Raw genomic sequence first — 25,990 nt, forward strand, 5'->3', positions numbered from 1 at the left:
CTCACCGCTCCCTGACCAGCGCCGCGTACGCGCCGCCGCGCGCCACGAGCTCCTCGTGCCGGCCACGCTCCACGATCGTGCCGTGCTCCAGTACGACGATCTCGTCGCTGTCGCGCACGGTGCTCAGCCGGTGCGCGATCACCACACAGGCGCAGCCGCGCCTGCGCAGGTTGTCCATCACCACGAGTTCCGTCTCCGCGTCCAGCGCGCTCGTCACCTCGTCCAGGACGAGGATGCTCGGCCGGCGCACCAACGCCCGTGCGATCTCCAGGCGTTGGCGCTGCCCGCCGGAGAAGTTGCGGCCGTCCTGCTCGACGCGGCTGTGGATGCCGCCGGGGCGGCGCGTCACCACGTCGTACAGGGCCGCGTCCCGCAGCGCCTCGATCACCGCGTCGTCGGGGACGGAGGGGTCCCACAGGGCCACGTTGTCGCGGACGGTGCCCTCGAAGAGGAAGACCTCCTGGTCCACGAAGGAGACGGAGGCGGCGAGGGCGCCGCGCGGGATGTCCTCCAGGCGCTGTCCGTCGATGCGGATCACGCCCTCCCAGGGCGTGTACAGGCCCGAGATCATCCGGGACACGGTGGACTTGCCGCTGCCCGAACCGCCGACCAGGGCGACCTGCCGGCCGGGGCCGACGGTCAGGTCGAAGCCGGTCAGCAGGGGCTTGTCCAGCGGGTTGTAGCCGAAGCTGATGTTCTGCAGCTCCACATGCCCCTGGAGCCGGCGCGTGGAGTCGGCGCCGCCGGGGCGGTCGTAGAGCGGGTCCGCCTGGAAGTTCTCCACGTCCTTCAGCCGGGCCACGTCGGCCGCGAAGTCCTGGATGCGGCCCGCGACGCCGTTGAGGCGGGTCAGCGGGGCGGTGAAGCGGGTGACCAGGGCCTGGAAGGCGACGAGCAGGCCGACCGATATGTGGCCCTCGACCGCGCGCATACCGCCGATCCACAGGATCAGCGCGCTGTTCAGCGTCGCGAGCGTCGGCGCGACCACGCCCAGCCAGGCGCTCGGCACCCCGAGACGCTGCTGTTCCTCCAAGGTGGTGGCGTGCTGGCCCGCCCACTTGCGGAAGTAGCCGTCCTCCCCGCCGGTCGCCTTCATCGTCTCGATCAGCTGAAGGCCGGTGTAGGCGGTGTTGGTCAGCCGGGCGCTGTCCGCGCGCAGTTTCGCCGTACGGGTGGCGCGCAGCCGGATCACCACGCGCATCGCCACGATGTTCAGCAGGGCCACGCCGATGCCGACGAAGGTGAGCTGCGGGTCGTAGGTGTAGAGCAGGAGCGCGTAGAGGACGACGACCACCGCGTCCACGCCCGCCGCCGCGAGGTCGCGGGACAGGGTCTCGGCGACCGCGTCGTTGGACTGCAGGCGCTGGACCAGGTCGGCGGGGCTGCGCTGGGAGAAGAAGGTCACCGGCAGCCGCAGCAGATGGCGCAGGAAGCGGGCGCTGGAGAGGGTGGAGGAGATGATCCGGCCGCGCAGCAGGTTCGCCTGCTGCAGCCAGGTCAGGACGACCGTGAGGAGCACGGACGCGCCCATCGACGCGAACAGCACGCCGAGCAGGGAGGTCTGGCCGCCGATCAGGAACATGTCGATGTAGGTGCGGCTGAGCGCGGGCACGGCGGCGCCGACCACCACCAGCAGCAGGCTCGCCAGGACCGCGGCGGGCAGGGTGCCCGCGGTGCCGCGCAGCCGGGCCGGCATGGCGCCGAGGATCCCCGGCTTGCGGCCGCCCCTGCTGAAGCCCTCGCCGGGCTCCAGCACCAGCACGACACCGGTGAAGCTGCCGTCGAAGTCCTCCATCGGCACGAGACGGCGGCCCTTGCCGGGGTCGTTGATGTAGACGCCGCGGCGGCCGAAGCGGCGCCCCATGCCGTCGTAGACGACGTAGTGGTTGAACTCCCAGAAGAGCACGGCCGGGGTACTCACCTCGGCGAGGGCGGCCGTGTCCATCTGCATGCCCTTGGCCGTCAGGCCGTAACTGCGGGCGGCCTTGAGCAGGTTGCTGGCGCGCGAGCCGTCGCGGGAGACGCCGCAGGCGATGCGCAGTTCCTCCAGCGGGACGTGCTTGCCGTAGTGCCCGAGGACCATGGCCAGGGAGGCGGCGCCGCACTCGACGGCCTCCATCTGGAGCACGGTGGGCGTGCGGACGGTCTTCGCCCTGCCCTTGGGCACGGGTCGCTTGGGCGGGGCGGCGCGGCGCCGGCCCCGGGTGTCCTGGGCGGTGCTCACGGCAGCAGCCAATCGACGGGACGCTGGTCGGCGAGCCGCACCGAGGCTTCGGCCAGGGTCATGGAGGTCAGGGAGAAGGGCGGGCCGTCGGCGGAGGACCACTGGTAGCCGCTCTTGGTGGCCTCCTTGTCGAGCCTCACCAGTACGGCCACCGGCCTGCCGTCCTTCGTGAACTGCTCGCCGAGCTGGCTGTCGCCGAGGAAGGAGGTGATGGACTGCGCGGACTGGGCGGAGCGGTCCACCGACTTCACATGGCCGCGCAGCACGCCGTACTCCTGGGTGGGCACCGACTGGACGGTGAGGTCGACGGCGGCGTCGTCGGGGATGGCGGCCGCGTTCTCGGCGGGCACGTACACCGTCGCGTACAGCGGGTCCTCGGCATGTGCCACCTTCTCCACGGCGGCCACGTTCGCGCCGGTCGAGATGATCTGCCCGATGGTGGCGGCGAGCGCGGTGACCCGGCCGGCGGCGACCGTGCGCACGACGGTCTCGCCCTCGGCCGTACGGACCTTCAGGACGGGGGAGTCGGCGGGCAGCCGTTCGCCCTGCTCGGCGAGGACCGCGGTGACCTGGCCCGCGACCGGGCTCTGCAGGATGTAACTGCCCTGCCCGTGGGTGAGGATCGCCGGCGCGCCGACCGTGGAGGTCACCGAGCCGGTCACCGCCCACACGGAGGCCGCCGCCATGACGACGACCGTCACGGACAGCGTGAGCCAGCCCTGGGGGCGGGCGAAACGCACCGGAAGGTCGAGCTCCTCCGGCGACTGGAGCTTGGCGAGGGCCTGTTGGCGGAACTGCAAGGGACTTCCTTATGGCACGCGAAGAGCCCGGAGCCGGGGGGCGGCTCCGGGACTCGACGTCACAAAAGGTGCGATCAGAGACCGGCGACCAGGTTCGTGACCGGGGCGGTGTTCAGGCCGGTGGCACCCTCGACCGTGCCGACGACCGTGTCGACCAGGCCGGAAACCGGGGCGATGCCGTCCACCAGGCCGGTGACGGTGCCGAGGGCGTTCACGGAAAGGCCGCCGGAGACGTTGTCGAGGTCGGCGTCCGAGATCTCGACGGTCTCGACCTGGGGGGTGGAGTTCATGATGGAACTTCCCTTCGTATGGGTATTTCACAAGGGGGGAGCGGCCCCCTCTGGGGGACAGATGACGGCCGCGACCGCGGGCGCCCGGCACCCGTTTCCGGGTGCCGTTCGCGGCTCCCGCGGTGCGATGGATCAAAGCACGCGGCGGGTGCGGGCTTCCAATCAAACTCTGGCCTCACCAGGGCACTTGAGTCTCAGAGGTGGTCATCCGTGAGGGTGCGCGCACGGCTTGTCGGCGAGTTCTTCACATGCGCCACGGCATCGCCCCGGGCGCGCTCTTGTGGGGCGGGAGTCGAATCCGACACTCCCGCCCCAATGGTGTAACCGGGGGTAGCGGGTTGTGGGGGAGTGTGGTCCCCGGTGACTTGGTTGGGCATTCGATGTGCAGATTCGCTGAAGCCGGGATTCCGCTCCGTGTTCGTGACGGAAGGCGACGAGATGAACGCTTTCCGTGTCGGTGTGCGGGCTGGTGTCCCGCTCAGCCCAGCAGCGCGTAGACCGTGCTGGCGCGGGCCGCGATCTCGCCCGTGCCGCCGTCGGTCATCGTGATGTCGGCGAACGCCATCCGGCGGCCCAGTTTGGTGACCGCCGCCTCGATCAGGACATCCGCACCGGACACCGCGCGCTGGAACGAGGTGGACTGCTGGACGGTCGTCATCGGCCCGTACGCCCCGCGCGCCGCCGACACGGCGATGACCGTCGCGGTGTCGGCCGCCGCCATCAGGGCCTGGCCCGACAGCGCCCCGCCCTCCCGGGCCAGCCGGTCCGACCAGGGCAGACGCAGGATCGCGCGGTGCTCGTCCAACCCCTCCACGGCGAGGCCGAGTTCCAGCACCCAAGGGGCGAAGTTGTCGGCGAGGATCTTGTCGGCTTCGGCGGTGGTCATCGTCATATGGGGGATTGTTCCCGGCGATCGTGACCGGGACGCGGGCCTTGGCCGAATCGGTGGTCCGACTGGGGCGCGGGGAAACGGAATTGAACGCCCCGCGTGACCCGTGCGTACCAGTGGCCATCCAGGCGCCCCGAACAGCCGCCCGACGAAACGGCGGCACGGTCCCCGTCCCCAGGAGGTCGAGAAGGTTGAGTCACAAGCGAATGCCGAAGCGCAAGGCCGCGATAGCGGTGGGCGGTGTGGCCGCGCTCGGAGCGGCCGCGATCCTGCTGCCCAACGCGAACGCGTCCCAGGACGGCGCCTCGGACGACGCCGCGGCGCCGAGGACCCTGAAGGCGGCGGACGCCTCGGACCTCGCCTCCCAGCTCGCCGGACTGCTCGGCGACGCCTTCGCCGGTTCGTACTACGACGCCGACAGCCAGCAGCTCGTCGTCAATGTCATCCCCGGTGACAACAACAACGTCATCGTGCAGGCGAAGAAGGCGGGCGCGAAGGTCCGCGAGGTCGAGAACAGCCTCGGCGAACTCGACGCCGGCGCGCAGACCCTGAAGTCCGAGGCGACCATCCCGGGCACCGCCTGGGCCGTCGACCCGCGCACGAACAAGATCCTGGTCACCGCGGACTCCACGGTCACCGGGGCCAAGTGGGACCAGCTGGAGTCGACCGTGCAGAGCCTCGGCTCCGGCATGGCGACCATCAAGAAGTCCCAGGGCACCTTCAAGACCTTCCTCTCCGGCGGCGACGCCATCTTCGCGGGCGGCGCGCGCTGCTCCGCGGGGTTCAACGTCACCGCGGGCGACGGCAGCCCGGCCTTCCTGACGGCCGGTCACTGCGGGGTCGCGGCGGCCGAGTGGTCGGACGCGGAGGGCGGCGCGCCGATCGCCACGGTCGACGCGGAGACCGCGACCTTCCCCGGTGCGGGTGACTTCGCGCTCGTCAAGTACGACGACCCGGCGACCCAGGCGCCGAGCGAGGTCAACGTCGGTGGCGGACAGACCGTGCAGATCAGCCAGGCCGCCGAGGCCGAGGTCGGTCTCCAGGTCTTCCGGATGGGCAGCACGACCGGGCTGAGCGACGGTCAGGTCCTCGGTCTCGACGCCACCGTCAACTACCCGGAGGGCACGGTCACCGGGCTCATCCAGACCGACGTCTGCGCCGAGCCCGGTGACAGCGGCGGCTCGCTGTTCACCCAGGACGGCCTCGCGATCGGCCTGACGTCCGGCGGCAGCGGCGACTGCACGGTGGGCGGCGAGACCTTCTTCCAGCCGGTCACCACGGCCCTAGAGGCAGTCGGCGCGACCCTCGGCGCGGGCGACGCGGCGGGCGGCGCCGGCGAGGAAGCGGGCGCGGGCGAGGAAGCGGGCGCCGGTGAAGAAGCGGGCGCGGGCGAAGAGGCCGGCGCGGGCGAGGACGCCGGGGCCGGTCAGGAGGCCGGCGCGGGCGAAGAGGCAGGCGCCGGTGAAGAGGCTGGCGCGGGCCAGGAGGTCGGCGGCGAGGACGCCGGGGCCGGTGAGGAGGCCGGCGCGGGTGCCGAGTCCGACCTGAACGAGTCGCACTGACCCACACCCACCCCCAGTCCCGAGTGGCCGGCCCTTCGGCGGGAGGGCCGGCCACTCGCGTGCCGACACCGGTAGGCCGGACTCGGCCCACTCCGCCGACTCCCCTCAGTGTTCCGCTCGTAGCAGCAGTACCGCCACGTCGTCGAGGCGGCCTCTTGGCATCGCGCACGCTTCGACCAGGTGGTCGGCCAGGTCGGCCAGGGGGAGGTCGCCGGTCTCGGCGAGGACGACGCTGAGGTCGGCCAGCGCGTCCTCGATGTCGGTGCCGGGGGATTCGATCAGGCCGTCGGTGTAGAGGAGCAGGACGGAGCCGGGGGCGAAGTCCACCTCCGTCGTCTGGTAGACGGCCGAGTCGTCGATGCCCAGCAGCGGGCCTCCGGCCAGATCCAGTACCCGCACCCGCCCGTCCGGCCGTCTCAGCAGCGGCGGCGGATGACCCGCCCGGGCCATCACGGCCCGCCCGTGCTCCGGTTCGAGCCGCAGATACAGACAGCTCGCGAACAGATCGGCGCCCAGGTCGATCAGCAGCCGGTTGGTGCTGCGCATGACCTCCTCGGGCGGCTGCCCGACCGCGGTGTACGCGCGTACGGCCGTACGGATCTGCCCCATCAGCCCGGCCGCCGTCACATTGTGGCCCTGCACGTCCCCGATCACCGCCGCCGCCTGCCCCTGCATCGGCACCAGGTCGTAGAAGTCTCCGCCGATGTCCATGCCCTGAGTGGCCGGCAGATAGCGGGCGGCCGCCGAGATGCCGGGCAGCGGCGGCAGCGAGTGCGGCAGCAGCGCCGCCTGCAGGCCGTGCGCCAACTGGTGCTTGGCGTCGTAGAGCAGCGCCCGCTCCAGCGCCTGCGCGATCAGCCCGCCCAGACTCGTCAGCACCGCCCGCTCGTCCGCGGGGAAGGGATGCGGCTCGGCGTAGGCGAGCACGGCCGTGCCGACCGGCCGGCCGGAGGCGATCAGCGGCAGATAGGCCCAGGCCGCGAAGCCGTCGGGAGTGGCGTGCCGGAGCGGATACAGCCGGTCCAGCTCCTGCCGGTCCTCGAAGAACGCCGGCACCCCCGTGGTCAGGGCATGCGTGCCCGGGGTCCGCTCGGTGAGCGGCAGCCCGTCGAACCGCTCAACGACATGCGGGTCCGGATAGCCGTGGTGGCCCAGCACGTGCAGCCGGCCCGCCCGGGACCCGAGCATGACCAGCGCCTGGCTGCCCACGGCCGGCGCGACCTCGTCCGCGACCAGCTGCACCACGTCCTGCACGCCCACCGCCTCGGTGAGCGCCCCCGCCAGGCTCAGTACCTGGGAGATCGTGACCAGCCGGGAGGGCGCGTCGGCGGTCGGCCGGTGCCCCCGGCTCATCTCCGCCACCGCCCGCGCCCGGGTGACCCGGACGCTCAGCCCCGTCGTGCTCGGGTACAGCCGGAACGAGAGCCAGTCGCCCGGCGGCCGCAGCGCCACGAACGACGTGGTCTGCTGGCTGAACAGCGCGGCCCGGTAGCGGTCCTCGTAGACGGGGTCGTTGAGCCACGGCACCGACGCCCACAGCTGGGTGCCGAGCAGCTTGCTCACCGGTACGCCGATCAGCTCGGCCGCCGCCGAGTTGGCGAAGCAGATCCGGCCGTGCAGATCGAGCGAGCACAGCCCGTACGGCAGCCGGGCCACCATCCGCGCCGACTCCACCGTGCCGAGCGAACCGGCAGCGCCCGCGAAGGCCGACGACGAACCGAGGAGATCCGGCTCCGGCAGCAGCGGGACGCTGTCCTCCAGTGCGCGCGCCAGCCGGGCGGCGAGCCGGTCACAGGCGGCGGTCAGGTGGGTGCGCTCCCATTCGGAGAGCTCGGGCGGATGCGAGCCCGGCCAGGTCACGAAGACCGCGCCGTACGCGGTGGAGTCGGTCGCCACCGGCAGCGCCGCCAGCGCGAACGGATAGGGCAGGACGACGGAGATCCGCGGATACATGCGGGCCATCTCCTCCTCGCCGCCGACCCACACCAGCCGCCGTTCGCGCACCGCGTCGGCCACCGGGATCGGCGCGCTGACCCCCACCCGCTCCCACGGTGCCGCGAAGGCCCGGGGCAGCCCCGCCATCACCGCCATCTCCAGCACCCGTTCGTCGGCGCCCAGCAGATAGACCGCCCCTGAGTGCGCGTGGACCTCGTCCATCATCGAGGCCAGGGCGAGCGACAGCAGCGGGCGCCCGACCCGCGTCCTGGCGGAGGCCGGTGCCTGGGAAGACGGTTGTCCGTCGGACACGCCGACCACCTCCTCGCACGGCCGGGCGACGAGTCCCAGGCATCAAATCTCCTCCTTGTCGGCTCGCGGCGCACGGCGAGCGGTCCCTGCGCACGGTGAGGCGGCCCCTGGGCACGGTGAGGCGGCCCCTGCGGCCGGTGAGGCCGTCCCCTGCACGGTGAAGCGACCTTTGCGCACGGTGAGGCCGTCCCCGTGCACGGTGAGGCCGTCCCCACGCCTGGTGAGGCCGTCCCCACGCCCGGTGAAGCGGCCCATGCGCACGGCGCGGCGATTCCCCGCGCACGGTGAAGCGGTCGCTCGCGCACGGTGAAGCGGCATCGCGCGTACGGCGAGCGGTGCCCGGCGACCGGCGTACCCGCCCCTGGGCCACGGCGAGGGGCACCCGCCTACCCCCTTGTCCCCGGCCCATGCCCCCACATTCGATGCGCGCCGGGGAGTACGGGCGCCGGGTGTGCGCCCCCGCGCACCCGCGTGGCCGGATCTCCGCGCGCCCGGAGGGAGTGAGGGGCGCTAACAATGGGACCCGCGCTCAACCACCGAGAAACCGGCGTCAACGGACTGAAGGGGCGGCAGTGATCCGGGTGCTGTTGGTGCACGACTCGTGCTTAGTGAGGTCGGTCCTGGCGGAGTGGCTGTGCCGGGAACCCGACCTCACCGTTTTCGACAGCCCGTGGAGCACCGCGCCCTCGCGCGTGCGGTCCATGCGGCCGGACGTCTGCGCGGCCGACCTGGAGTGCTCGGACGCCTACGGCATCCCGCCGCTCGGCGAGCTGTGCGCGCGCGGCCCCGACCCCGAACCGCCCCGGCTGCTGGTGCTGGCCGCGGCCAACCGGCCAGGCCTGCTCAAGCGGGCGGCCGAGGTCGGGGCGCTCGGTTATGTGGACAAGGAAGGCACACCGGAGAACCTGGTGCGCGGCATTCGGCGCGTCGCCCAGGGAGAACGTTTCGTCAATGACTCGCTGGGCTTCGGCTTCCTCAAGGCGGCGCAGATGCCGCTGACCAGGCGGGAGTTGAGCGTGCTGTCACTCGCCGCCGAGGGCGCCTCGGTCGCGGAGATCGCCGGGAGCCTGCACCTGTCCCACGGGACCGTGCGCAACTACATGGCGGCCATCACCCGCAAGACCGGGGCCCGCAACCGCATCGAGGCGATCCGCATCTCGCAGGGCGAGGGCTGGGTCTGACCGCTTCGCGGCCGTCCAGCCGCCGACCAGCTCCCGGTACGGCGCCGAGCGGCGCACCAGCTCGTCGTGAGTGCCGTAGGCCGCGCGCCGGCCGTCCAGCACGAGCACCCGGCCGGCCCGGCGGGCCGAGCTGATGCGGTGCGCGACGACCACCAGGGTGCCGCCGGGGCGGGCCGCGAAGGCGCGCTCGGCCCGTTCCTCCGCCACCGCGTCGAGGTGGCACGTCGCCTCGTCCAGCAGCGCCAGGGGCGCGGGCGCGAGATACGCCCGGGTCAGCGCGACGAGCTGTCGTTCCCCGGCCGACAGGGCCGCGGGATCCACGTGCCCCTCGGGCCCGCCGAGCGCCTCCAGCAGCGGGGTGAGCCCGACCGCGTCGGCGGCGGCGAGCAGCTCCGCCTCGGGTACGGGGTCGGTGCGCAGCAGGCCCAGGTTCTCGGCGAGGGTGCCGGTGACGACGTAGGCCTCCTGCGGGATGAGCACCCGCAGCGCGGTGCGCTCCGGCCCGGTCGCGGGCCGGCCGGCGACCCTGACCGTCCCGTGCCGGGTTTCCAGCAGTCCGGCCACCAGCGCGGTGAGCGTGGACTTCCCGATACCGCTCGGGCCTACGACGGCCAGGTGGGCGCCGGCCGGGAGGTCGAGGTCGAGACCGTCGATGACGGGGGCGCTGTGGGGGCCGTAGGCGAAGGTGACGGCGGAGAGGGAGAGGGCGGGGGCGGGGGAGCGCCCGTGCCGCTCGCCGGGGCCGGTGGAGGGGCCCGAGCCGGGCTCGCTCGGCCGGCCTGGGCGGAGCGCCGCGGGCGAGGGCTCCTCGCGCGCCCCCGTCTCCGTGCCCGTAGCCGCCCCCGTCCTCGTCTCCGTCTCCGTGCCCGTATGCGTCTCCGTCTCCGCACCCGCACCCGTCCCCGTTCCCGCGGAGTCCTCCCGCACCAGTCGCCGCAGTACCACCGCCAGCCGTGAGCCGCTGGTGCCCAGGCCGTGGACGAGGTTCTGGAGGGCGGGGAGCAGTGACTGGGTGACGTAGGCGAGCGCGCCGACCAGGGCACCGGCGGTGACGCCGTGGGTGAGGAGCCAGGGCGCGGCGACGAGCAGCAGCACGATCGGCAGCTGACCGCCGACCGCGAGGGAGGCCACCCGCAGGACGCCCCAGCGGGCGAGGGAGCGCGCCGCCCGCAGCTCGGCCTCGATCCGGCCGTCCGTTCCGGCTGCGACCTGGTGCTCCGCCCCGGCGGCGGTGATGTCCCGCAGCCCCGGACCGACGGCACCGAGGTCGGCGGCCAGGGCCTCGTCCGTTGCGAGGAAGGTCTCCTGCCGGCGTGCCAGGGGCCGCAGGCTCGCCGCGAACAGGCCGATCCCGAGGACCAGCGGCGGGCCGACGACCAGCAGGAGCAGCGGATCGAGCGAGAGGAGTCCGACGAGCGCGCCGACGGAGGTGAACAGGAACGAACGCGACACCATCACCAGTCCGGCGAACGTGTCCCGGGCGATCTCCACCTGCTGGGTGAGCCCGGACAGCGACCCGCTGTCACCCTGCCGCACCCCGCGCGCCACGACCCGCGCGACGAGCCGGTCCCGCAGCGGTTCCACCAGTGCCGCCACCGCCGCGTACACCCGGGCGGTGCCGTACGCCCCGACGACCACCCCGAGGGCGGCCACCCCGAGCCAGGCGAGCCCGGTCTGCGTCCGCCCGGCCAGGAACCCGTCGTCCAGGGCACGGGCCGGCGCGTACCCGGTGAGGAAGGTCTGCCCGGTCTCCAGCACGGACCAGCCGGTCAGCCGCAGCAGCACCCGCCACCGTTCGCGCAGAAACCGGATCCCGAGCCGCGAGACCGCCACGTCGCCCCGCAGCCCGTGTCCCGGCTCTCCCTCGCTCATGTCGCCGCCTCCTCGCCCCCGAACACCGCCCGGTACTCCGGGTCCCGCCACAGCTCCTCGTGCGGGCCCACGGCCCGGACGCGGCCCCCGTCCAGCCAGGCGACCGTTTCCGCGCGGGCCGCCGTGGCCGCGCGGTGGGCCACCAGCAGGCGGGTGCTGCCGGGGTCGCCGTTCACCAGTGCCGCCGCGATGTGGGCCTCGGTCACGGTGTCGAGGCTGGAGAGGGCGTCGTCGAGGATCAGCAGCCGGCCGCCGTGGGCGAACGCCCTGGCCAGGCCCACCCGTTGGGACTCCCCGCCGGAGAACGGGGCGTCGGCGACCGCGGTGGCGTAGCCTTCGGGCAGTCGGCGTACGAACTCGTCCGCGCGGGCCGTCACGGCCGCCGTGCGGACGACGTCGGGGGAGGGTGCGGCCACGCCCAGGGCGATGGTGTCCTCGACCGTGTCTCCGAGCAGGGCGGGCCGTTCGAAGGCGTATCCGACGGACCGGCGCAGCTCCTCACGGGTCAGCTCGCGCAAGGGCGTCCCGTCCAGCCGCACCTCCCCGGCGTCCGGTTCGGCGAGCCGTCCCGCGACCGCGGCGAGCAGTGACTTGCCCGCGCCGGAACGGCCGACCACCGCCAGCGTCGTCCCGCCGGGCACGACGAGGTCGACCCCGTCGAGCACGGTCCGCCCCGAGCGCCGCGCCGTCACACCGCGCAGTTCGAGACGGCCCGGACCCGGCGGCAGCCGGTGCTCGCCGTGCGCGGGCGCGGGCTCGGCCAGGACCTCGTCGAGCCGTCCGCTCGCCGCCCGGGCCCTGGCCAGGCCCGCGAGATGGCCGACCAGCAGGCCGACCCCGGTCGCGAGGACCGCGTACCGGGAGGCGGCCAGCACCTCGCCGACCGTCAGCCGTCCCCGCGCCAGCAGCACACCGGCGACGGCGACGACCCCGAGCTGGAGCAGCGGCGCCACCGCCACGGCCTGCCCGGCGGCCCGCCCCTGCACCTGCCACATGCGGTGCCCGGCCCGGGACAGTTCGGGCAGCGGCCGCAGGATCCGCGCCGTCTCGCGCTCCGCAGCCCCGGCCGCCGCGATGGTCCGGCTGCCGCCGACGGCCTCCGCGAGCGCGGCCGCGATACGTCCCTGCACCTGCTGGTACCGGGCCACGCATTCCGTGGTGTTACGGCCCAGCGTGCGCAGCAGCAGCGCCAGCACCGGTGCCCCGGCGAGGAACACCGCCGCGAGCCAGGGGTCGATCAGGGCCAGCGCCACGATGCCGCCGACCGGTCCCGCGAGCGCGGCGAACAGCGCGGCGCGGGCGCCGGGCGCGGTTCCGGCCTGCGCCGCGTTGCCGACCAGCCGGGCCACCAGGTCTCCGGAGCCGAACCGGTCGGCTGCCCGGGGACCGACGGCCAGGACGTGCCCGGTCAGCCGCCGCCGCAGCCAGGCGGTGGTGCCGGCGTCGAGCGTGCCGCTGAGGACGGTCTGGCAGGCGTCGAGGAGGGCGAGGAGGACCACGATCCCGGTGCAGTACAGGATCCAGCGGGTCGCCGGAGCCCCGGCCAGCAACAGGTCGAGGGTCCGCCCCAGGGCGGCCGGCAGCAGCAGCCCGCCACCGATGGCGGCCGTGCTGACCAGGCAGAGGGCCAGGGCCCGGGCGGGGGCGGGGCCGAACGGTCCGGGGAGCGCGCGGTTGCCGCCGGCGGAAGTCTTCGCGTGTTCTTCGGGTGCCGCGGCTGCTCTGCGCCCCGCGCGGGCCTCGCCCCGGTCCGCGGCTGTCGGCTCGCGCTCTGCGCGATGCGTCATACGGCCTCGCCTCTTACCGTTCGGTGGACGCAGAACCCCGGGCGGCCCTCCCTCGTGGGGAGCGGCCGCCCGGAGCCCTCAGCGTGCGGTGCGCGTCAGAGGCAGAGCAGGACGCTCGTGGTGCTGACGCAGGACAGCAGGCTCACGGTGCTGTTCGCGGTCGTCTCGGTGTGCTCCTCGGACTCCATCGTCTGCAGGTCGAGAAGGGCCATGACGGTCTCCTTGTCATTTCGTGTCCGTGGGGACGGGATGGGGTTTCACGACTCCGTCAGCTCGCGGAGCCGCGTTCAGTGGGCCGCCTCAGCGGCGGCAGGAACGGCAGGTGTGCCGTCTTCGGGGCGTCCAGGGCGGCGCCGAGGGCGAGCAGGCAGCCGGCCGTGCCGGTGCTCAGGTCCATCGACAGCCGCATCATCTGGTGCCCGGGGAAGGCCAGTTGGCCCTGGTAGGACATCGAGAACCAGCCGAGCCCGGCGATCTGCTCCGCCAGCCGCCGGGGTTCGGCGCCCGGCGCGGTCGTGCGGGCCAGGTGCAGGATCATCCCGGCGCGCCCCTGGAACAGGCCCGGCATGGCATAGAACCGGCAGGTCGCGGCGGCCAGCACACCGGTGCGGGCGGCGTCCAACTCGGCCGCGGCGTCCGGTGCGTGCGCGACGTAGTCGTCGAGGACCATGCCGATCCCCGCGCTGCCGTCACCCAGGTACGGCAGGGTCCGCCAGCCGTCGTCGACCTCCAGCGCACCGCCCTCGCGGGTCGCGCAGCACTCCAGGTCCTGGCGCAGGGCCACTCCGGCCGCCGCCAACAAGCCCGGATCACCGGTGTGTTCGTACTGCCGCAGCAGGAACAGCGCCGGTCCGCTCGCGCCGCGGCGCAGCCCGACCCGGCGCCGCCGCCGTTCCGCGGGCGGTTCCGCGAGCCGTCGTACGAGGATGTCGGCGGCCTCGGCGGCCCGCTCGGCGAGTTCCGTCTCGCCGGTCGTGCGGGCCAGCTCGCCGAGGACCAGGCCGAGTCCGGCCAGCCCGCCGTACAGGTCGGAGGAGAGGTTCTGCCAGCGCTCCGCGAGGATCCCGTGGACGAGGTCCAGGGCGTGCTGCCGGTGGCCGAGCCGGTCCAGGACGCAGGCGACGCCGGCCAGACCGTCGTACAGCCCGAGGGGCGTCCCGGCCGGGGGCGGGGCGGTGCGGGCGAGGAGCCAGCGTTCGCCCTCCTCGTAGCGCTCGGCGCCGACCGAGTCCAGCGCGTACAGGACGCCGGCCGCGCCGTGCGCGAGGCCGAGTCCGCCGCCGTCGGAGAACTGGGCGACGTCCCCGGGGAAGAGCCGGTCGTCGCGCTCCGGCGTCGCCGAGGCGAGGATCGCCTTGACCATGGAGTCCCGGCTGCAGGGCCAGTCGCCCGGAGCCACGAAGGAACTGGGCGTCACGGAGGGGCTGGCCGTCACGGCGGAGACCGGCCTCGCGGAGGCGCTGGCCGTCACGGCGGAGACCGGCGTCGCGGAAGGGCTGGGCGTCGCGGACGCAAGCGGCGGGGACGCCGCGCCCGGCGCCACGTCGCGGGTGATCTCCCGGACCGCCTCGTCGAGGAACTCCCGCGGCACGTCGGGGAACTGATTGGCGATCACCTCGGCGAGATGGGCCGCCTTGGCCCGGTCGACCACGAAGAGCGAGGTGACCGGCAGGAACAGGGACAGCCGCAGACAGGCCAGCGCGTAGCGGTCGACGTCGACGCCGGTGCGGTCCGGCGGGGCGAAGAAGCCCGGGTGGGCGACGACTTGACGGCCCTTCTCCGACGCGGGCGCGGCGGCCTCGAAGTCGAGCAGGGACACCGACTCCTCGTCGGGCGCGACCATGATGTTGAAGACGTGCAGGTCGTTGAAGACGATCCCGCGCTCGTGCACGGCCGCCACCGCCCGCTCCACCATCCCGTGCACCCGCACCGCCCACGCCGTGTAGTCGGCGACGGCCGCGGGGTCGGGGTCCCGGGTGAGCAGGGGATGCCGTTCGCCGAAGAAGGAGTTGAGCGGGCGCCCCTCCAGGAAGTCCATGACGAGGAACCGATGGTCGCCCAGGGTGAACCAGTCCCGCACCTCGGGCACCACTCCGGTGCCCGCGAGCCGCTCCAGCGCGTCCTTCTCCCGCTCCAGACGGGCGATCGCGTCCGCCCCGTCGGCGGCGAGCCCGGCGTGCGGCCGCCCCTCCTTCAGGACCACCCGGCGCCCGTCCCGGCTGTCGGTGCCCGAGTAGACCCCGCCGCCGTTGGAGAAGTGCAGCGCCTTCTCGATGCGGTACGGCAGTTCCCCGACCGTGGTGGTGTTGCGGGCCGCCAGATGCGGCTCCAGGAACTCCGGCAGCTTCACCCATTCGGGCACCTGGAAGGAGGGAGCCCGCCGGTCCGGGACCAGCCGGCCCTCGCCGTCGCGCACCGCCGGCACCAGCGAGCCACGCTCGTCGACGACGAAGGAGCGCGCGAAGGCGCCGTAGCGGACGTAGAGCGGTCCGTCGTGCCAGCGCAGGTCCGTGAGGATGTACGGCCCCTCGAAGCCCTTCAGCAGGTCGCCCAGCTCGGTGAGCACCCGGTGCAGCTGCTCCTCGTCGGCCGGGTAGACGGTGACGAACTTGCCGCTGCCGTCCCGTCCGGCGTACTTGGCGTTGCGCAAGTGGAGCAGATGCGGGCCCGGTAAGAACTTGAACGGGATGCGCGCGGCGACGCAGTAGTCCCACACCAGCGCGGCGATCCGCTCCGCGTTCGTCCGGGTGGCGGACACGTGGATCTTCCAGCCCTGGGCCGGTCCGGTCGCCGGCGCGCCGTCCGCGTCGAGCGGCGTCCAGGTCAGCCAGTCCCCGATGCGGGCGGTCTCCCACCCGTCGGGCACCGCCCGGCGTGCCGCCTCGAACAGGGGTGCCGCCTCCCCGCCCGACGTCGAGAGCCGGTCCGGCGTCTCGTAGAAGTGCCGGTCGGCCAGCGCGTACACCTCGTACCGCTTGTCCATGCCTCCCCTTCCGTGGAACCGGCACTGAGCCTTCCAGCGGGCCCATGGCCCTGGACAGTCACGTCTGTCACGACCTCGATGTGCGGAACGCACGCGTTAAGTCTTGTTCGGGCCGCTTTCGAGCCCGTTCTCGCTCGAGACCGCGTCGAACGACGGGTCACAGGGGCTGCGCAGGTGTCTCATAAGCGCTGTAATGGCCAACGTGGGTGGCGAGGGTGCTGCGGGACGCAGATCGAGAAGGCAGCGTGCCGAAGATGCCCTCAGCACGGTCACCGGCGAGTCCGACGCGCCCGGCCGGCTGCGCCGCATCCTCGAACAGGCCCTCGTCTTCGCCCACGCCTCCCTCGCCGCCGTGTACACGCTGACCGAGAACGGCGAGCTGCTGTGCCTGGTCGAATGGGCCGGGGCCCCGCGCACCCAGTACGGACTGCGGGACAGCTACGCGGTCACCGGCGGATCCCCGGTGGCCGACGCGCACCGCACTGGGCGGCCCGGCTGGCTCGGCCCGAAGGAGCTCGCCGACCGCGCCCAGTCCCGGCGGGCCTCGGCCGGCGACTACCATCTGGCGGTCCTGCCCGCGCCCGGCGAGGACGGCGCGGGCTGTCTGGTGGCCGTCAGCGAGCACCCCGACGGCTTCGACACCGAGGACCGCGACTGCCTGGACCTGATCGCCCGCGCCGTCGCCTACCCCGCGCCCCTGGAGTGGGCCGAGGGCGGCGAACTGCCCGCCAACGCCTTCAGCCTCGCCATGGACACCGGCCGCGTCGACGTCGGCGCCGACATCCTCGACCTGTTCGGGATGGTGCCGGAGGGGTTCGACGGCAAGGTGGAGACCCTGCTCGGTCTCACGGTGCCGGAGGACCTGCCCTCGCTGATGTCGGTCGTCGAGGCCGACCACATGTCCATCGGCGACCGCGAGCTGGAGTTCCGGGTGCTCCAGCCCACGGGACCGCCCAAATGGCTCAGGCTGCGCGGCCGGCTGCTGCCCGGCGGTGAAGGGCAGCCGGCCCGGCTCGAGGGCACCGTCGCCGACGCTTCCAAGCTCCGCTCCGACGTCACCGACGTGGCCCGTGTGCAGCGCCTGGCCGCCTCCCTGGCCACCGCCGGAACCGTCCGTGACGTCAGCCAGGCCGTGGTCGCCGCGCTGCGCACCCCCCTGCGCGCCGACCGCATCGCCCTCGCGGAACTGGAGAACGACCGCCTCGTCGTCACCGTCCTGGACCCGCCCGAACCGGAGTCCTGGCCCGAGCTGTGGCGCATGGAGTGGCGCACCGAGTGGCCGGACGCGCCGGTGCGCGCCATGCCGACCCTGGCCGGCGCGCTGCGCGAGGGCCGCGCCCAGATCTGGCCGGCGGGCACCCCGCTGGAACCCGCCCTCGCCGATGTCGGCCCCGGCGGCCTGGCCGTGCTGCCGCTGCCCGCCGCGGGCCGGATGGCGGGCGCCTGTCTGATCGGCTGGGACACCCCGCACCACTTCGGCCCCGACGAACGGGCCCTGCTCACCGCCTCCGCCGGACTCGCCGGGCAGGCCCTGATGCGCGCCCACGCCTTCGACGCCGAGCACGAGCTCGTCGGCATGCTCCAGCGCCAGCTGCTGCCCCGCAGGCTGCCCAAACTCCCCGGCGCGGAGGCCGTGGCCCGCTATCTGCCGAGCACCGCCGGTCTGGAGCTGGGCGGCGACTGGTACGACGTGATCCCGCTGCCCGACAACCATGTCGCCCTCGTCATCGGCGACGTCCAGGGCCACAGCGCGGCCGCCGCCACTCTGATGGGCCAGATGCGCACCGCCCTGCGGGCCTACGCCGCCGAGGGCCACCCGCCGGACGTGGTCGTCTCCCACGCCAACCGGCTGCTCATGGAGCTGGAGACCGACCTCTTCGCCACCTGCGCCTACGTCGACGTCGATCTGGAGGAGGGCACCGCCTGGTGCGTGCGCGCCGGGCATCTGCCGCCAGTGTTGCGCCACCCGAACGGCGCAACGGACATCGCCGAGGCCGAGGGCGGTCCCCCGCTCGGCGTGATGACCCAGGCCGAGTTCCCGATGAGCCCGCTGCGGCTCCAGCGGGGCACGCTGATCGCCCTGACCACCGACGGCCTCGTGGAGTCGGTCGAGGCCGACATCGACGAGGGGATGGACCGCTTCGCCCGCGAGCTGGCCGGCTCCGACCCCGCCCGTCTCGGCCTGGTCGCCGACGCCCTGCTCGGCAACGCCCAGCGCAGCGACGACGTCGCCCTGCTGCTCATGCGCTACGACGGCATGGAGCTGCGCCCGCGGCGGGAGAGCTGGACCGTGTGGCGGGTGCCGGAGGCGGTCGGCCACGCCCGCCGCTTCACCCGGCGCGCCCTGCGCTCCTGGGGCCTGGCCGAGCAGACGGACGCCGTCCTGCTGGTCGTGTCGGAACTCGTCACCAACGCCCTCGTCCACACCGAGGGCCCGGTCCGCCTCGACCTCACGCTGATCAACAGCCGGCTGCGGGTCGCGGTCGCCGACACCTCGCCCCGCAGCCCCGTGAAGCCCAGGAGCATCGGCTGGGAGGCCACCGGAGGCCGAGGCATCCTCCTGGTCGAGGCCATGTCGACGACCTGGGGGACGCTCCCGGTCAGCGGCGGCAAGCAGGTCTGGAGCGAGATCCAGCTGCGGGGCTGAGCCGGTGAGGCGCTGAGCCGCCGAGCCGGGGGTACCCGGGCGGTACCCGGGCCGCGTCGAGCCCGCGAAGAGGTCGATCCCACGACGAGGTCGACCCCGCGACGACGTCGACCCCCGACGAAGGAGTACGTCATGACTCAGCACGTCCGCGACATCATGACCGGCGCCCCGGCCACCGTGGGCCCGCAGGCCTCCGTGGCGGCGGTGGCCCGCATCATGCGCGACCGGGACCTCGGAGCCGTCCTCGTGGTGGACGACGACCGGCTGCAGGGCCTGGTCACCGACCGTGACCTGGTGGTCAGGGCCGTCTGCGAGGGCGGCGACCCCGAGGAGACCACCGTCGCCGGAGCGTGCAGCGACGACCTGGTCACCGTGGGGCCGGACGACGAACTGGTCCAGGCGGTACGGCTGATGCGCGAGCACGCCGTACGGCGGATTCCGGTCGTCGACCACGGCCGTCCCGTGGGCATGGTCTCCCTGGGCGACCTGGCCATGGAGCGCGACCCCGAGTCCGCGCTGGGCGACATCAGCGTGGCCCGCCCTAACACCTGACCGGTCGGTTACGCCGAAACGACGCTATGGTGAACCAGATGAAGGCTCTCGTGCTGTCCGGCGGAGCCGGCACCCGGCTGCGGCCGATCACGCACACATCGGCCAAACAGCTGGTCCCGGTTGCGAACAAGGCTGTGCTGTTCTACGGGCTGGAATCCATCGCCGAAGCGGGCATCACCGAGGTCGGCGTCATCGTCGGCGACACCGCCGCGGAGATCCAGGACGCGGTGGGCGACGGCTCCAAGTTCGGCCTCCAGATCACCTACATCCCCCAGGAACGCCCTCTGGGCCTGGCCCACGCGGTGCTCATCGCACGGGACTGGCTGGGTGAGGACGACTTCGTGATGTACCTCGGCGACAACTTCATCGTCGGCGGCATCCGCGCCCTCGTCGAGGAGTTCCGCTCCGAGCGCCCCGACGCCCAGATCCTCCTCACCCACGTCCCCGACCCGCGCGCCTTCGGCGTCGCCGAACTCGACGGCTCGGGACAGGTCGTGGGCCTGGAGGAGAAGCCCGAGCACCCCAGGAGCGACCTCGCGCTGGTCGGCGTCTACCTCTTCACCCCCGCGATCCACGCGGCGGTGCGCGCCATCGAGCCGTCCTGGCGCGGCGAGTTGGAGATCACCCACGCCATCCAGCACCTCATCGACGCCCGCGCCGACGTCCGGTGCACGGTCATCAAGGGCTACTGGAAGGACACCGGCAACGTCGACGACATGCTGGAGGTCAACCGGACCGTTCTGGAGGGCCTCGACCGGCGGATCGACGGCGAGGTCGACGAGGCGTCCGAGACCGTCGGACGGGTGGTCGTCGAGAGGGGCGCCCGGGTCGTCAACTCCCGCATCGTCGGGCCCGCCGTCATCGGCTCCGGGACGGTCGTGGACAACTCCTACGTCGGCCCCTTCACCTCCATCGCTGAGAACTGCCGTATCACCGACAGCGAGCTGGAGTTCTCCATCGTGCTGCGGGACTCCTCCATCGCCGGCGTCGGGCGGATCGAGTCCTCCCTGATCGGCCGGCACGCCGAGGTGACCCCGGCGCACCATGTGCCCAGCGCCCATCGATTCGTCCTCGGCGACCACAGCAAGGTGCAGATCCATCCATGAACCTCCTCGTCACCGGTGCCGCCGGGTTCATCGGCTCGGCCTACGTCCGCATGCTGCTCTCCTCCGACGCGCCCGACGCGCCGCGGATCACCGTGCTGGACAAGCTGACCTACGCCGGCAGCCTCGACAACCTCCCCCTGGACCATCCGCGGCTGGAGTTCGTGCAGGGCGACATCCGCGACGCCGAACTCGTGGGCAAGCTCACCGGGCAGGCCGACCAGGTGGTGCACTTCGCCGCCGAGTCCCATGTGGACCGCTCGATCACCGGCGCCTCGGACTTCGTGCTGACCAATGTCGTGGGCACCCAGACCCTGCTGGAGGGCGCCCTGCGGGGCGGGGTGTCGACCTTCGTGCACATCTCCACCGACGAGGTCTACGGCTCGGTCGACACCGGCTCCGCCGCGGAGGAGCACCTGCTGCGGCCCAGTTCGCCGTACTCCGCCTCCAAGGCCTCCTCCGACCTGCTCGCCCTCGCCTACCACCGCACCCACGGCCTGGACGTGCGGGTGACCCGCTGCTCCAACAACTACGGTCCGCGCCAGTTCCCCGAGAAGGTCATCCCGCTGTTCGTCACCAACCTCCTCGACGGCCTCCAGGTCCCGCTCTACGGCGAGGGCCTCAACGTCCGTGACTGGCTGCACGTCGACGACCACTGCCAGGGCGTCGAACTCGTCCGCGCCAAGGGCCGCCCCGGCGAGGTCTACAACATCGGCGGCGGCACCGAACTGAGCAACAGGGAACTCACCGGAATGCTCCTGCAGGCCTGCGGGGCGGACTGGGAGCGGGTGACCCGGGTCGAGGACCGCAAGGGGCACGATCTGCGGTACTCCGTCGACTGGAGCAAGGCCCGCACCGAACTCGGCTACCGGCCCCGGCACGACTTCCGCACCGGGCTCGCCGCGACCGTCGAGTGGTACCGGGAGAACCGGAGTTGGTGGGAGCCGCTCAAGCGGCGGGCCGGCGAGGAGCACGGATGAGGTGGCTGATCACCGGCGCGGGCGGCATGCTCGGCCACGACGTCGTCGGGGAGCTGCGCGGACGCGGCGCCGACGTCACCGGGCTGGACCACGCGGCCCTGGACATCACCGAACCCGCCTCCGTGGAGCGCGCGTTCGCCCGGAGCAGGCCGGAGATCGTCGTCAACTGCGCCGCCTACGCGGCCGTGGACGACGCGGAGTCGAACGAGGCCGAAGCCCTGCGCGTCAACGGTGACGGACCCCGCCTCCTGGCCCGCGCCTGCGCGGCGCACGGCGCCCGTCTGGTCCACCTCTCCACCGACTACGTCTTCTCCGGCACGGGCCGCACCACCCCGTACCCCGAGGACCACCCGCCCGCCCCGCGCACCGCCTACGGCCGCACCAAACTCGCGGGCGAGCAGGCCGTGCTCGAAGAACTCCCGGAGGCGAGCGCGGTGCTGCGCACCGCCTGGCTCTACGGCGTCCACGGCAAGAACTTCGTCCGCACGATGATCGGCATCGAGGCGAGCCGCCCCACCGTCGACGTCGTCGACAACCAGCGCGGCCAGCCCACCTGGAGCGCCGACGTCGCCGCGCGCATAGCCGACCTCGGCCCGCGCCTCGGCCCGGACGTGAACGGCGTCTTCCACGCCACGAGTTCCGGTGACGCCACCTGGTACGAGCTGGCCCGGGAGGTGTTCCGGCTGCTCGGCGCCGACCCCGACCGGGTGCGCCCCACCGACACCACGCCCTGGCCCCGGCCCGCGCCGCGCCCCGAGTACAGCGCCCTCGCGCACGGCCGCTGGCGGACGCTCGGACTGCCGCCGCCGCGCGACTGGCGTACCGCCCTGCACGAGGCACTTCCCCGCATCCGCAAGGAGTCCCCTTCGTGAAACGCCACGAGTTCCTCAAGGAACTGCACAAGGTCACCGCCAACCGCAACTACCTGGAGATCGGCGTCAACGACGGCCGCAGCCTCCGGCTGTCCAGGGTGCCCAGCATCGCGATCGACCCGGCGTTCAAGGTGGTCACCGAGATCCGCTGCGACGTCCACCTGGTGAAGGCCACCAGCGACGACTTCTTCGCCCGCGCCAACCCCCTCGCGCACCTCAAGGGCGGCCGCCACCCCGTACGGAACCTGCGCCGGGGCCGCAGCCCGCTCGGGCACTGGCGGCGCGCCACCCTCGACCTGTCGTTCATCGACGGCATGCACCTGTTCGAGTACGCGCTGCGGGACTTCATCAACATCGAGAAGCACTCCGACTGGGCCAGCGTGATCGTCTTCGACGACATGCTGCCCCGCAACATCGACGAGGCCGCCCGCGACCGCCACACCGGCGCCTGGACCGGCGACGTCTACAAGCTCAGCGAGATCCTCGCCCGCTACCGCCCCGACCTGGTCACGGTCCTGGTCGACACCCGACCCACCGGCCAGCTGGTCGTGTTCGGCGCCAACCCGCGCAACACGGTCCTGCGCGACCGCTACGACGAGATCGTGGCCGAGTACGACCTGCCCGACCCGCAGAAGGTGCCCGAGACGATCCTGGAGCGCACCGGAGCGGTACGCCCCGAGGAACTGCTCGGGGCGAGCTTCTGGCGGCCCCTGGCCCGCGCCAGGAACATCGGAGTCCGCCGCTCCCGGGGCTGGGACCCCCTGCGACAGGCGCTGGAACGCCTTTAACCGCCCCGCACCTGCCGGTAGCGGGCGGCGCAGTCCGTGTACGACGGCAGCAGACCGGTGCGCAGGGCCTCGGCCAGGGTCGGGGCCTCGGCGTCCTTGGGGGACACCACCGGCGCCACGCCCTCGGGCCAGGGCAGGCCCAGGTCCGGGTCGAGCGGGTGGACACCGTGCTCGCGGTCCGGGGCGTAGCCGGTGGAGCACAGGTAGACCACGGTCGCGTCGTCGGTCAGCGCCATGAAGGCGTGTCCGAGGCCCTCGGCGAGGAACACCGCGTGCCGGGTCCCGTCGTCGAGGCGGACCGCCTCCCAGTGCCCGAACGCCGGGGACCCGGTGCGCAGATCGACCACGACGTCCAGGACGGCGCCGCGCACACACGTGACGTACTTGGCCTGACCGGGCGGCACGTCGGAGAAGTGCACCCCGCGCACCACGCCGCGCCGGGAGACGGAGCAGTTGGCCTGCGCGAGCGTGAGGTCGTACCCGGTCGCCTCGCGGAACTCCGCACCCCGGTACCACTCGTGGAAGCTGCCCCGGTCGTCCGGGAACACCTTGGGTTCCAGCACCCAGGCCCCGTCGATCCCCAGTGCGCGCACCCCGTCACCTCCGTGGAGCCCTGAACAGGGCCTTCACCTTGCGGACCGTCCGGCGCAGCACACTCGGCCGGGGTGTGCGCCGTACCTGCACCCCGTGCGCCCCGGCGCGCAGCGCGAACGGCAGTGCCAGCAGCCGCGGTTCGGGGCCGTCCGGGACCGGGCCGAGCGCCGTGCGCCAGGTCGTGCCGCCCATCACCAGGGCGGGGAGCGCGGCCGTCAGCAGGGCACCCGACGCGCCGGGCGGCGCCGGGGACAGCGTGGCGGCCGCGTCCAGTTCCTTGCCCTTGGCGGTCAGCCGCAGCAGCACGTCCGTCCCGTCCGGCACGTACAGCGGCAGCGGGACGCTGAGCCGGTCGTGCGTGACGGTGACCTCCTCCGGCGTGATCCGGCCGAGCCCGAGGCTCCGGGTCGCCCGGTCGACGTCCAGGGCGAGCGAGTTGTGCCGGGCCGTCCAGTACGGCAGCACCACCCGGCCGGCGACGACACCGGCGTACGCCGTGGGGCGCTCGGTGCGCGGGGCCGGAGCGAGCCGGCACTCCTTGGTCCAGCCGCCCAGCTTCACCCGGACCACGGTGTCCCACAGCCCGCCCGCCGGCGCGGCGCCGTCGGCCGCCCGCGCCGGGTCCACGCTCGCCGTCGCCCGCAGCACCAGCCGGAACCGCCCCCGCTCCTCGGTCGGCACGGTCTCCCGGGTGAACTGCGCCGGCTGGAAGTACTGGGCGGCGCTGGCGCGTTGACGCAGCAGCAGGTCGGCGGTGGCCGAGCCGAACCGGGAGACGGTGTCGGCGCCCACCCAGGCGATCGCCTCGGTGACGTCCTTCGGCGGCGCCTTGAGCGGATCGCCGCCGCCGGCCGCGCTGAATGTCAGCGGCGCCCCGCCCGAGTGGTACTCGGCGGCGAAGGAGACCCGCAGGACGCCGTCCTCCCACTCCAGCCCCTCGGGCACGGCCTTGAGGACGACGCCCGCCTCCCACTCGGCGAACGCCTCCACGTCGTCGTAGCGGTCGGCGGCGATCAGCGCGGCCACCACCTGCTGCGTGGGCTGCAGACCGCTCGCCACGCCGGGCCCGAAGCGCTCGACGACCACGGAGTGGATCTCCCGGAACAGCTCCTTGCGATAGTCGGCGGGCATGGCCAGCAGCCTCTTGCCGCGCATCCGCTCGACCATCTCCACCCGCAGCCAGCGGCGGAACAGCCGGTCGCGCACCGGCCCCGGCTCGGTGTACCGCTCGACGACGTCCAGGGCCTCGCGCAGGTTCTTGAAGTAGCCGACCGGGTCGAAGCGCTGGAAGCCCGCGTTGGCGTCGTCGTCGCGGCGGACGTGGTAGTAGCAGACGTAGTCGCTGAGCACCGAGACGTTGTCCGCGCGCAGGAACGCCTCGGTGACGAAGACGTGATCCTCCAGGCGCCTTCTGCCCTCGGGGAAGCGCAGGCCGATGCGGTCGAGGAAGGCGCGGCGGAACATCTTGTGCGGGGTGAGGCTGTCGATCAGCGGCGCGCTCTCCACGGTGGCCCGCGGATGGCTGCGGCGGAACAGCTCCACCGGCACTCCGCGGCCCCGGCCGGCCATCTTGCCGATGACCACGTCGGCGCCGTTGGCGACGCCGTAGTCGTACATGCGCTCCAGGGCCTCGTCGCCGAGGTGGTCGTCGTTGTCGACGAACATCACGTACTCGCCGTGGGAGGCCTCGATGCCCACGTTGCGGGGCTTGCCCGCCCAGCCGGAGTTCTCCTGGTGCACGACCGTCACCCGCGGGTGCTCCGCGGCGAGCTCGTCCAGCCGGCCGGGCGTGTCGTCGGTGGAGCCGTCGTCGACGAAGATCACTTCGTACTCGTCCGGGGGCAGGGTCTGCCGCAGCAGCGAGGAGACGCACTCCTCGATGTACGGTCCCGGGTTGTACACGGGAACGATGACGCTGACCTTGACCGGCATCGCGCTCGAAGTCCCCTCGGGTCGTCGCCTGCCTTGCTGGGTGCGGCACGGTGCGCCTCGCCCGATGCTAACCCGCCCCCGGGCGCTTGCCACCTCCGCCCGGGCGTGTGCCCGTAGCCTGGCGGAGTGCGACTGCTGCTGATGTCCGACACCCACCTCCCCAAGCGCGCCCGCGCACTTCCCGAGCCGCTCCTGGCCGAACTCGGAGAGGCCGACGCGGTGATCCACGCGGGCGACTGGGTCGACACGGCCACCCTCGACCTGCTGGAGCGCCGAAGCCGCCGGCTGATCGCGGTGTACGGCAACAACGACGGCCCCGAACTGCGCGCCCGCCTCCCCGAGGTGGCTTACGCCGACCTCGGCGGCCTGCGGTTCGGCGTGGTCCACGAGACAGGACCGGCCCAGGGCCGCGAGGCGCGCTGCGCCGCCCGCTTCCCCGATCTGGACGTCCTGGTGTTCGGCCACAGCCACATCCCGTGGGACACCGCGGCCCCGAACGGGCTGCGGCTGCTCAACCCGGGCTCCCCCACGGACCGCCGCCGCCAGCCGCACTGCACCTACCTCACCGCGTCGGTCGCCGACGGCAGCCTCACGGACGTGGAACTGCACCGCCTGCCCCCGCGTTGACGCCTGCCCCGGCACAGCAGCATGGGGCGTCTCCGGTTCCGTCAGGCGTTCCGCCGGACC

General features: G+C 73.2%; 19 protein-coding genes and 1 pseudogene. 9 read left to right on the forward strand and 11 right to left on the reverse strand.

Annotated features, from left to right (window positions below; genetic code table 11):
* Nucleotide 1: 1 nt before the first annotated feature.
* The 4 genes from AC068Z_RS33265 to AC068Z_RS33280 form a co-directional block, all read right to left on the reverse strand.
* Nucleotides 2–2,224 carry an NHLP family bacteriocin export ABC transporter peptidase/permease/ATPase subunit gene (locus AC068Z_RS33265; protein WP_478564148.1) on the reverse strand — a complete coding sequence of 741 codons (2,223 nt, stop codon included), beginning with the start codon at nucleotides 2,222–2,224 and terminating at the stop codon, nucleotides 2–4.
* Entirely contained in the window at nucleotides 2,221–3,024 is an 804-nt protein-coding gene (locus AC068Z_RS33270) for a hypothetical protein (RefSeq protein WP_478564151.1), read from the reverse strand. Before AC068Z_RS33270 ends, AC068Z_RS33265 begins: the two co-directional genes overlap by 4 nt.
* Nucleotides 3,025–3,098: 74 nt before the next feature.
* Nucleotides 3,099–3,314, reverse strand: coding sequence for a type A2 lantipeptide (locus AC068Z_RS33275; protein WP_451728454.1), 216 nt, complete (start codon nucleotides 3,312–3,314; stop codon nucleotides 3,099–3,101).
* 478 nt (nucleotides 3,315–3,792) lie between these two features.
* Nucleotides 3,793–4,206, reverse strand: a complete 414-nt coding sequence (locus tag AC068Z_RS33280) for a PaaI family thioesterase (RefSeq protein WP_478564154.1) — start codon at nucleotides 4,204–4,206, stop codon at nucleotides 3,793–3,795.
* Nucleotides 4,207–4,394: 188 nt separating this feature from the next.
* Between AC068Z_RS33280 and AC068Z_RS33285 the strand changes: the two genes are divergently transcribed.
* Nucleotides 4,395–5,765, forward strand: a complete 1,371-nt coding sequence (locus AC068Z_RS33285) for a S1 family peptidase (protein ID WP_478564157.1) — start codon at nucleotides 4,395–4,397, stop codon at nucleotides 5,763–5,765.
* 105 nt (nucleotides 5,766–5,870) lie between these two features.
* On the opposite strand, the gene AC068Z_RS33290 is transcribed toward AC068Z_RS33285, so the two are convergent.
* Nucleotides 5,871–8,021: a SpoIIE family protein phosphatase gene (locus AC068Z_RS33290; protein WP_478564160.1), complete on the reverse strand. Its 2,151-nt coding sequence runs from the start codon at nucleotides 8,019–8,021 to the stop codon at nucleotides 5,871–5,873.
* A 692-nt stretch (nucleotides 8,022–8,713) separates the two neighbouring features.
* On the opposite strand from AC068Z_RS33290, the pseudogene AC068Z_RS33295 reads away from it, so the two are divergent.
* A pseudogene (locus tag AC068Z_RS33295) lies at nucleotides 8,714–9,109 on the forward strand (LuxR C-terminal-related transcriptional regulator); the annotation flags it as partial.
* Here the strand turns inward: AC068Z_RS33295 and AC068Z_RS33300 are convergent.
* From AC068Z_RS33300 to lanKC, 4 genes are all read right to left on the reverse strand, one after another.
* Complete coding sequence (locus AC068Z_RS33300) at nucleotides 9,035–11,065, reverse strand: ATP-binding cassette domain-containing protein (protein WP_478564163.1); 2,031 nt, start codon at nucleotides 11,063–11,065, stop codon at nucleotides 9,035–9,037. The pseudogene AC068Z_RS33295 and the gene AC068Z_RS33300 overlap by 75 nt on opposite strands.
* Nucleotides 11,062–12,852 carry an ABC transporter ATP-binding protein gene (locus AC068Z_RS33305; RefSeq protein ID WP_478564166.1) on the reverse strand — a complete coding sequence of 597 codons (1,791 nt, stop codon included), beginning with the start codon at nucleotides 12,850–12,852 and terminating at the stop codon, nucleotides 11,062–11,064. Before AC068Z_RS33305 ends, AC068Z_RS33300 begins: the two co-directional genes overlap by 4 nt.
* A 95-nt stretch (nucleotides 12,853–12,947) precedes the next feature.
* Nucleotides 12,948–13,064 carry a SapB/AmfS family lanthipeptide gene (locus tag AC068Z_RS33310; RefSeq protein WP_451728442.1) on the reverse strand — a complete coding sequence of 39 codons (117 nt, stop codon included), beginning with the start codon at nucleotides 13,062–13,064 and terminating at the stop codon, nucleotides 12,948–12,950.
* A gap of 56 nt (nucleotides 13,065–13,120) precedes the next feature.
* Entirely contained in the window at nucleotides 13,121–15,835 is a 2,715-nt protein-coding gene (gene lanKC, locus AC068Z_RS33315) for a class III lanthionine synthetase LanKC (RefSeq protein ID WP_478564170.1), read from the reverse strand.
* Nucleotides 15,836–16,028: 193 nt separating this feature from the next.
* On the opposite strand from lanKC, the gene AC068Z_RS33320 reads away from it, so the two are divergent.
* From AC068Z_RS33320 to AC068Z_RS33345, 6 genes are all read left to right on the forward strand, one after another.
* Complete coding sequence (locus tag AC068Z_RS33320) at nucleotides 16,029–18,482, forward strand: SpoIIE family protein phosphatase (protein ID WP_478564173.1); 2,454 nt, start codon at nucleotides 16,029–16,031, stop codon at nucleotides 18,480–18,482.
* A gap of 132 nt (nucleotides 18,483–18,614) precedes the next feature.
* Nucleotides 18,615–19,034, forward strand: a complete 420-nt coding sequence (locus AC068Z_RS33325; RefSeq protein WP_478564176.1) for a CBS domain-containing protein — start codon at nucleotides 18,615–18,617, stop codon at nucleotides 19,032–19,034.
* 38 nt (nucleotides 19,035–19,072) lie between these two features.
* Nucleotides 19,073–20,140, forward strand: coding sequence for a glucose-1-phosphate thymidylyltransferase (locus tag AC068Z_RS33330; protein WP_478564178.1), 1,068 nt, complete (start codon nucleotides 19,073–19,075; stop codon nucleotides 20,138–20,140).
* Nucleotides 20,137–21,117, forward strand: coding sequence for a dTDP-glucose 4,6-dehydratase (gene rfbB / locus AC068Z_RS33335; RefSeq protein WP_478564181.1), 981 nt, complete (start codon nucleotides 20,137–20,139; stop codon nucleotides 21,115–21,117). Before AC068Z_RS33330 ends, rfbB begins: the two co-directional genes overlap by 4 nt.
* A complete protein-coding gene (gene rfbD, locus AC068Z_RS33340) occupies nucleotides 21,114–21,989 on the forward strand; it encodes a dTDP-4-dehydrorhamnose reductase (RefSeq protein ID WP_478564184.1) in 876 nt (291 codons plus the stop codon). The genes rfbB and rfbD overlap by 4 nt, the downstream gene beginning before the upstream one ends.
* On the forward strand, nucleotides 21,986–22,777 hold the full coding sequence (locus AC068Z_RS33345; protein ID WP_478564187.1) for a class I SAM-dependent methyltransferase: 792 nt from the start codon (nucleotides 21,986–21,988) through the stop codon (nucleotides 22,775–22,777). The genes rfbD and AC068Z_RS33345 overlap by 4 nt, the downstream gene beginning before the upstream one ends.
* On the opposite strand, the gene rfbC is transcribed toward AC068Z_RS33345, so the two are convergent.
* Together rfbC and AC068Z_RS33355 are read right to left on the reverse strand one after the other, a co-directional pair.
* Nucleotides 22,774–23,370, reverse strand: coding sequence for a dTDP-4-dehydrorhamnose 3,5-epimerase (gene rfbC / locus AC068Z_RS33350; protein ID WP_478564190.1), 597 nt, complete (start codon nucleotides 23,368–23,370; stop codon nucleotides 22,774–22,776). The two genes, AC068Z_RS33345 and rfbC, sit on opposite strands and share 4 nt — an antisense overlap.
* Before the next feature lie 4 nt (nucleotides 23,371–23,374).
* Nucleotides 23,375–25,303: a glycosyltransferase family 2 protein gene (locus AC068Z_RS33355; RefSeq protein WP_478564193.1), complete on the reverse strand. Its 1,929-nt coding sequence runs from the start codon at nucleotides 25,301–25,303 to the stop codon at nucleotides 23,375–23,377.
* Between the two features lie 126 nt (nucleotides 25,304–25,429).
* On the opposite strand from AC068Z_RS33355, the gene AC068Z_RS33360 reads away from it, so the two are divergent.
* The gene (locus AC068Z_RS33360; protein ID WP_478564196.1) at nucleotides 25,430–25,930 is read left to right on the forward strand and encodes a metallophosphoesterase family protein; all 501 of its coding nucleotides are present in this window, start codon (nucleotides 25,430–25,432) and stop codon (nucleotides 25,928–25,930) included.
* The last annotated feature ends 60 nt before the right edge of the window (nucleotides 25,931–25,990 follow it).

It is taken from the genome of Streptomyces sp. NPDC043726, from assembly GCF_056436565.1.

What these genes read in the sequence shown, in the direction of transcription:
- AC068Z_RS33275 (WP_451728454.1), bottom strand. Translation starts at nt 3,314, where the DNA reads ATGAACTCCACCCCCCAGGTCGAGACCGTCGAGATCTCGGACGCCGAC.
- AC068Z_RS33280 (WP_478564154.1), bottom strand. Translation starts at nt 4,206, where the DNA reads ATGACGATGACCACCGCCGAAGCCGACAAGATCCTCGCCGACAACTTC.
- AC068Z_RS33300 (WP_478564163.1), bottom strand. Translation starts at nt 11,065, where the DNA reads ATGAGCGAGGGAGAGCCGGGACACGGGCTGCGGGGCGACGTGGCGGTC.
- AC068Z_RS33305 (WP_478564166.1), bottom strand. Translation starts at nt 12,852, where the DNA reads ATGACGCATCGCGCAGAGCGCGAGCCGACAGCCGCGGACCGGGGCGAG.
- AC068Z_RS33310 (WP_451728442.1), bottom strand. Translation starts at nt 13,064, where the DNA reads ATGGCCCTTCTCGACCTGCAGACGATGGAGTCCGAGGAGCACACCGAG.
- lanKC (WP_478564170.1), bottom strand. Translation starts at nt 15,835, where the DNA reads ATGGACAAGCGGTACGAGGTGTACGCGCTGGCCGACCGGCACTTCTAC.
- AC068Z_RS33320 (WP_478564173.1), top strand. Translation starts at nt 16,029, where the DNA reads ATGGCCAACGTGGGTGGCGAGGGTGCTGCGGGACGCAGATCGAGAAGG.
- AC068Z_RS33325 (WP_478564176.1), top strand. Translation starts at nt 18,615, where the DNA reads ATGACTCAGCACGTCCGCGACATCATGACCGGCGCCCCGGCCACCGTG.
- AC068Z_RS33330 (WP_478564178.1), top strand. Translation starts at nt 19,073, where the DNA reads ATGAAGGCTCTCGTGCTGTCCGGCGGAGCCGGCACCCGGCTGCGGCCG.
- rfbB (WP_478564181.1), top strand. Translation starts at nt 20,137, where the DNA reads ATGAACCTCCTCGTCACCGGTGCCGCCGGGTTCATCGGCTCGGCCTAC.
- rfbD (WP_478564184.1), top strand. Translation starts at nt 21,114, where the DNA reads ATGAGGTGGCTGATCACCGGCGCGGGCGGCATGCTCGGCCACGACGTC.
- AC068Z_RS33355 (WP_478564193.1), bottom strand. Translation starts at nt 25,303, where the DNA reads ATGCCGGTCAAGGTCAGCGTCATCGTTCCCGTGTACAACCCGGGACCG.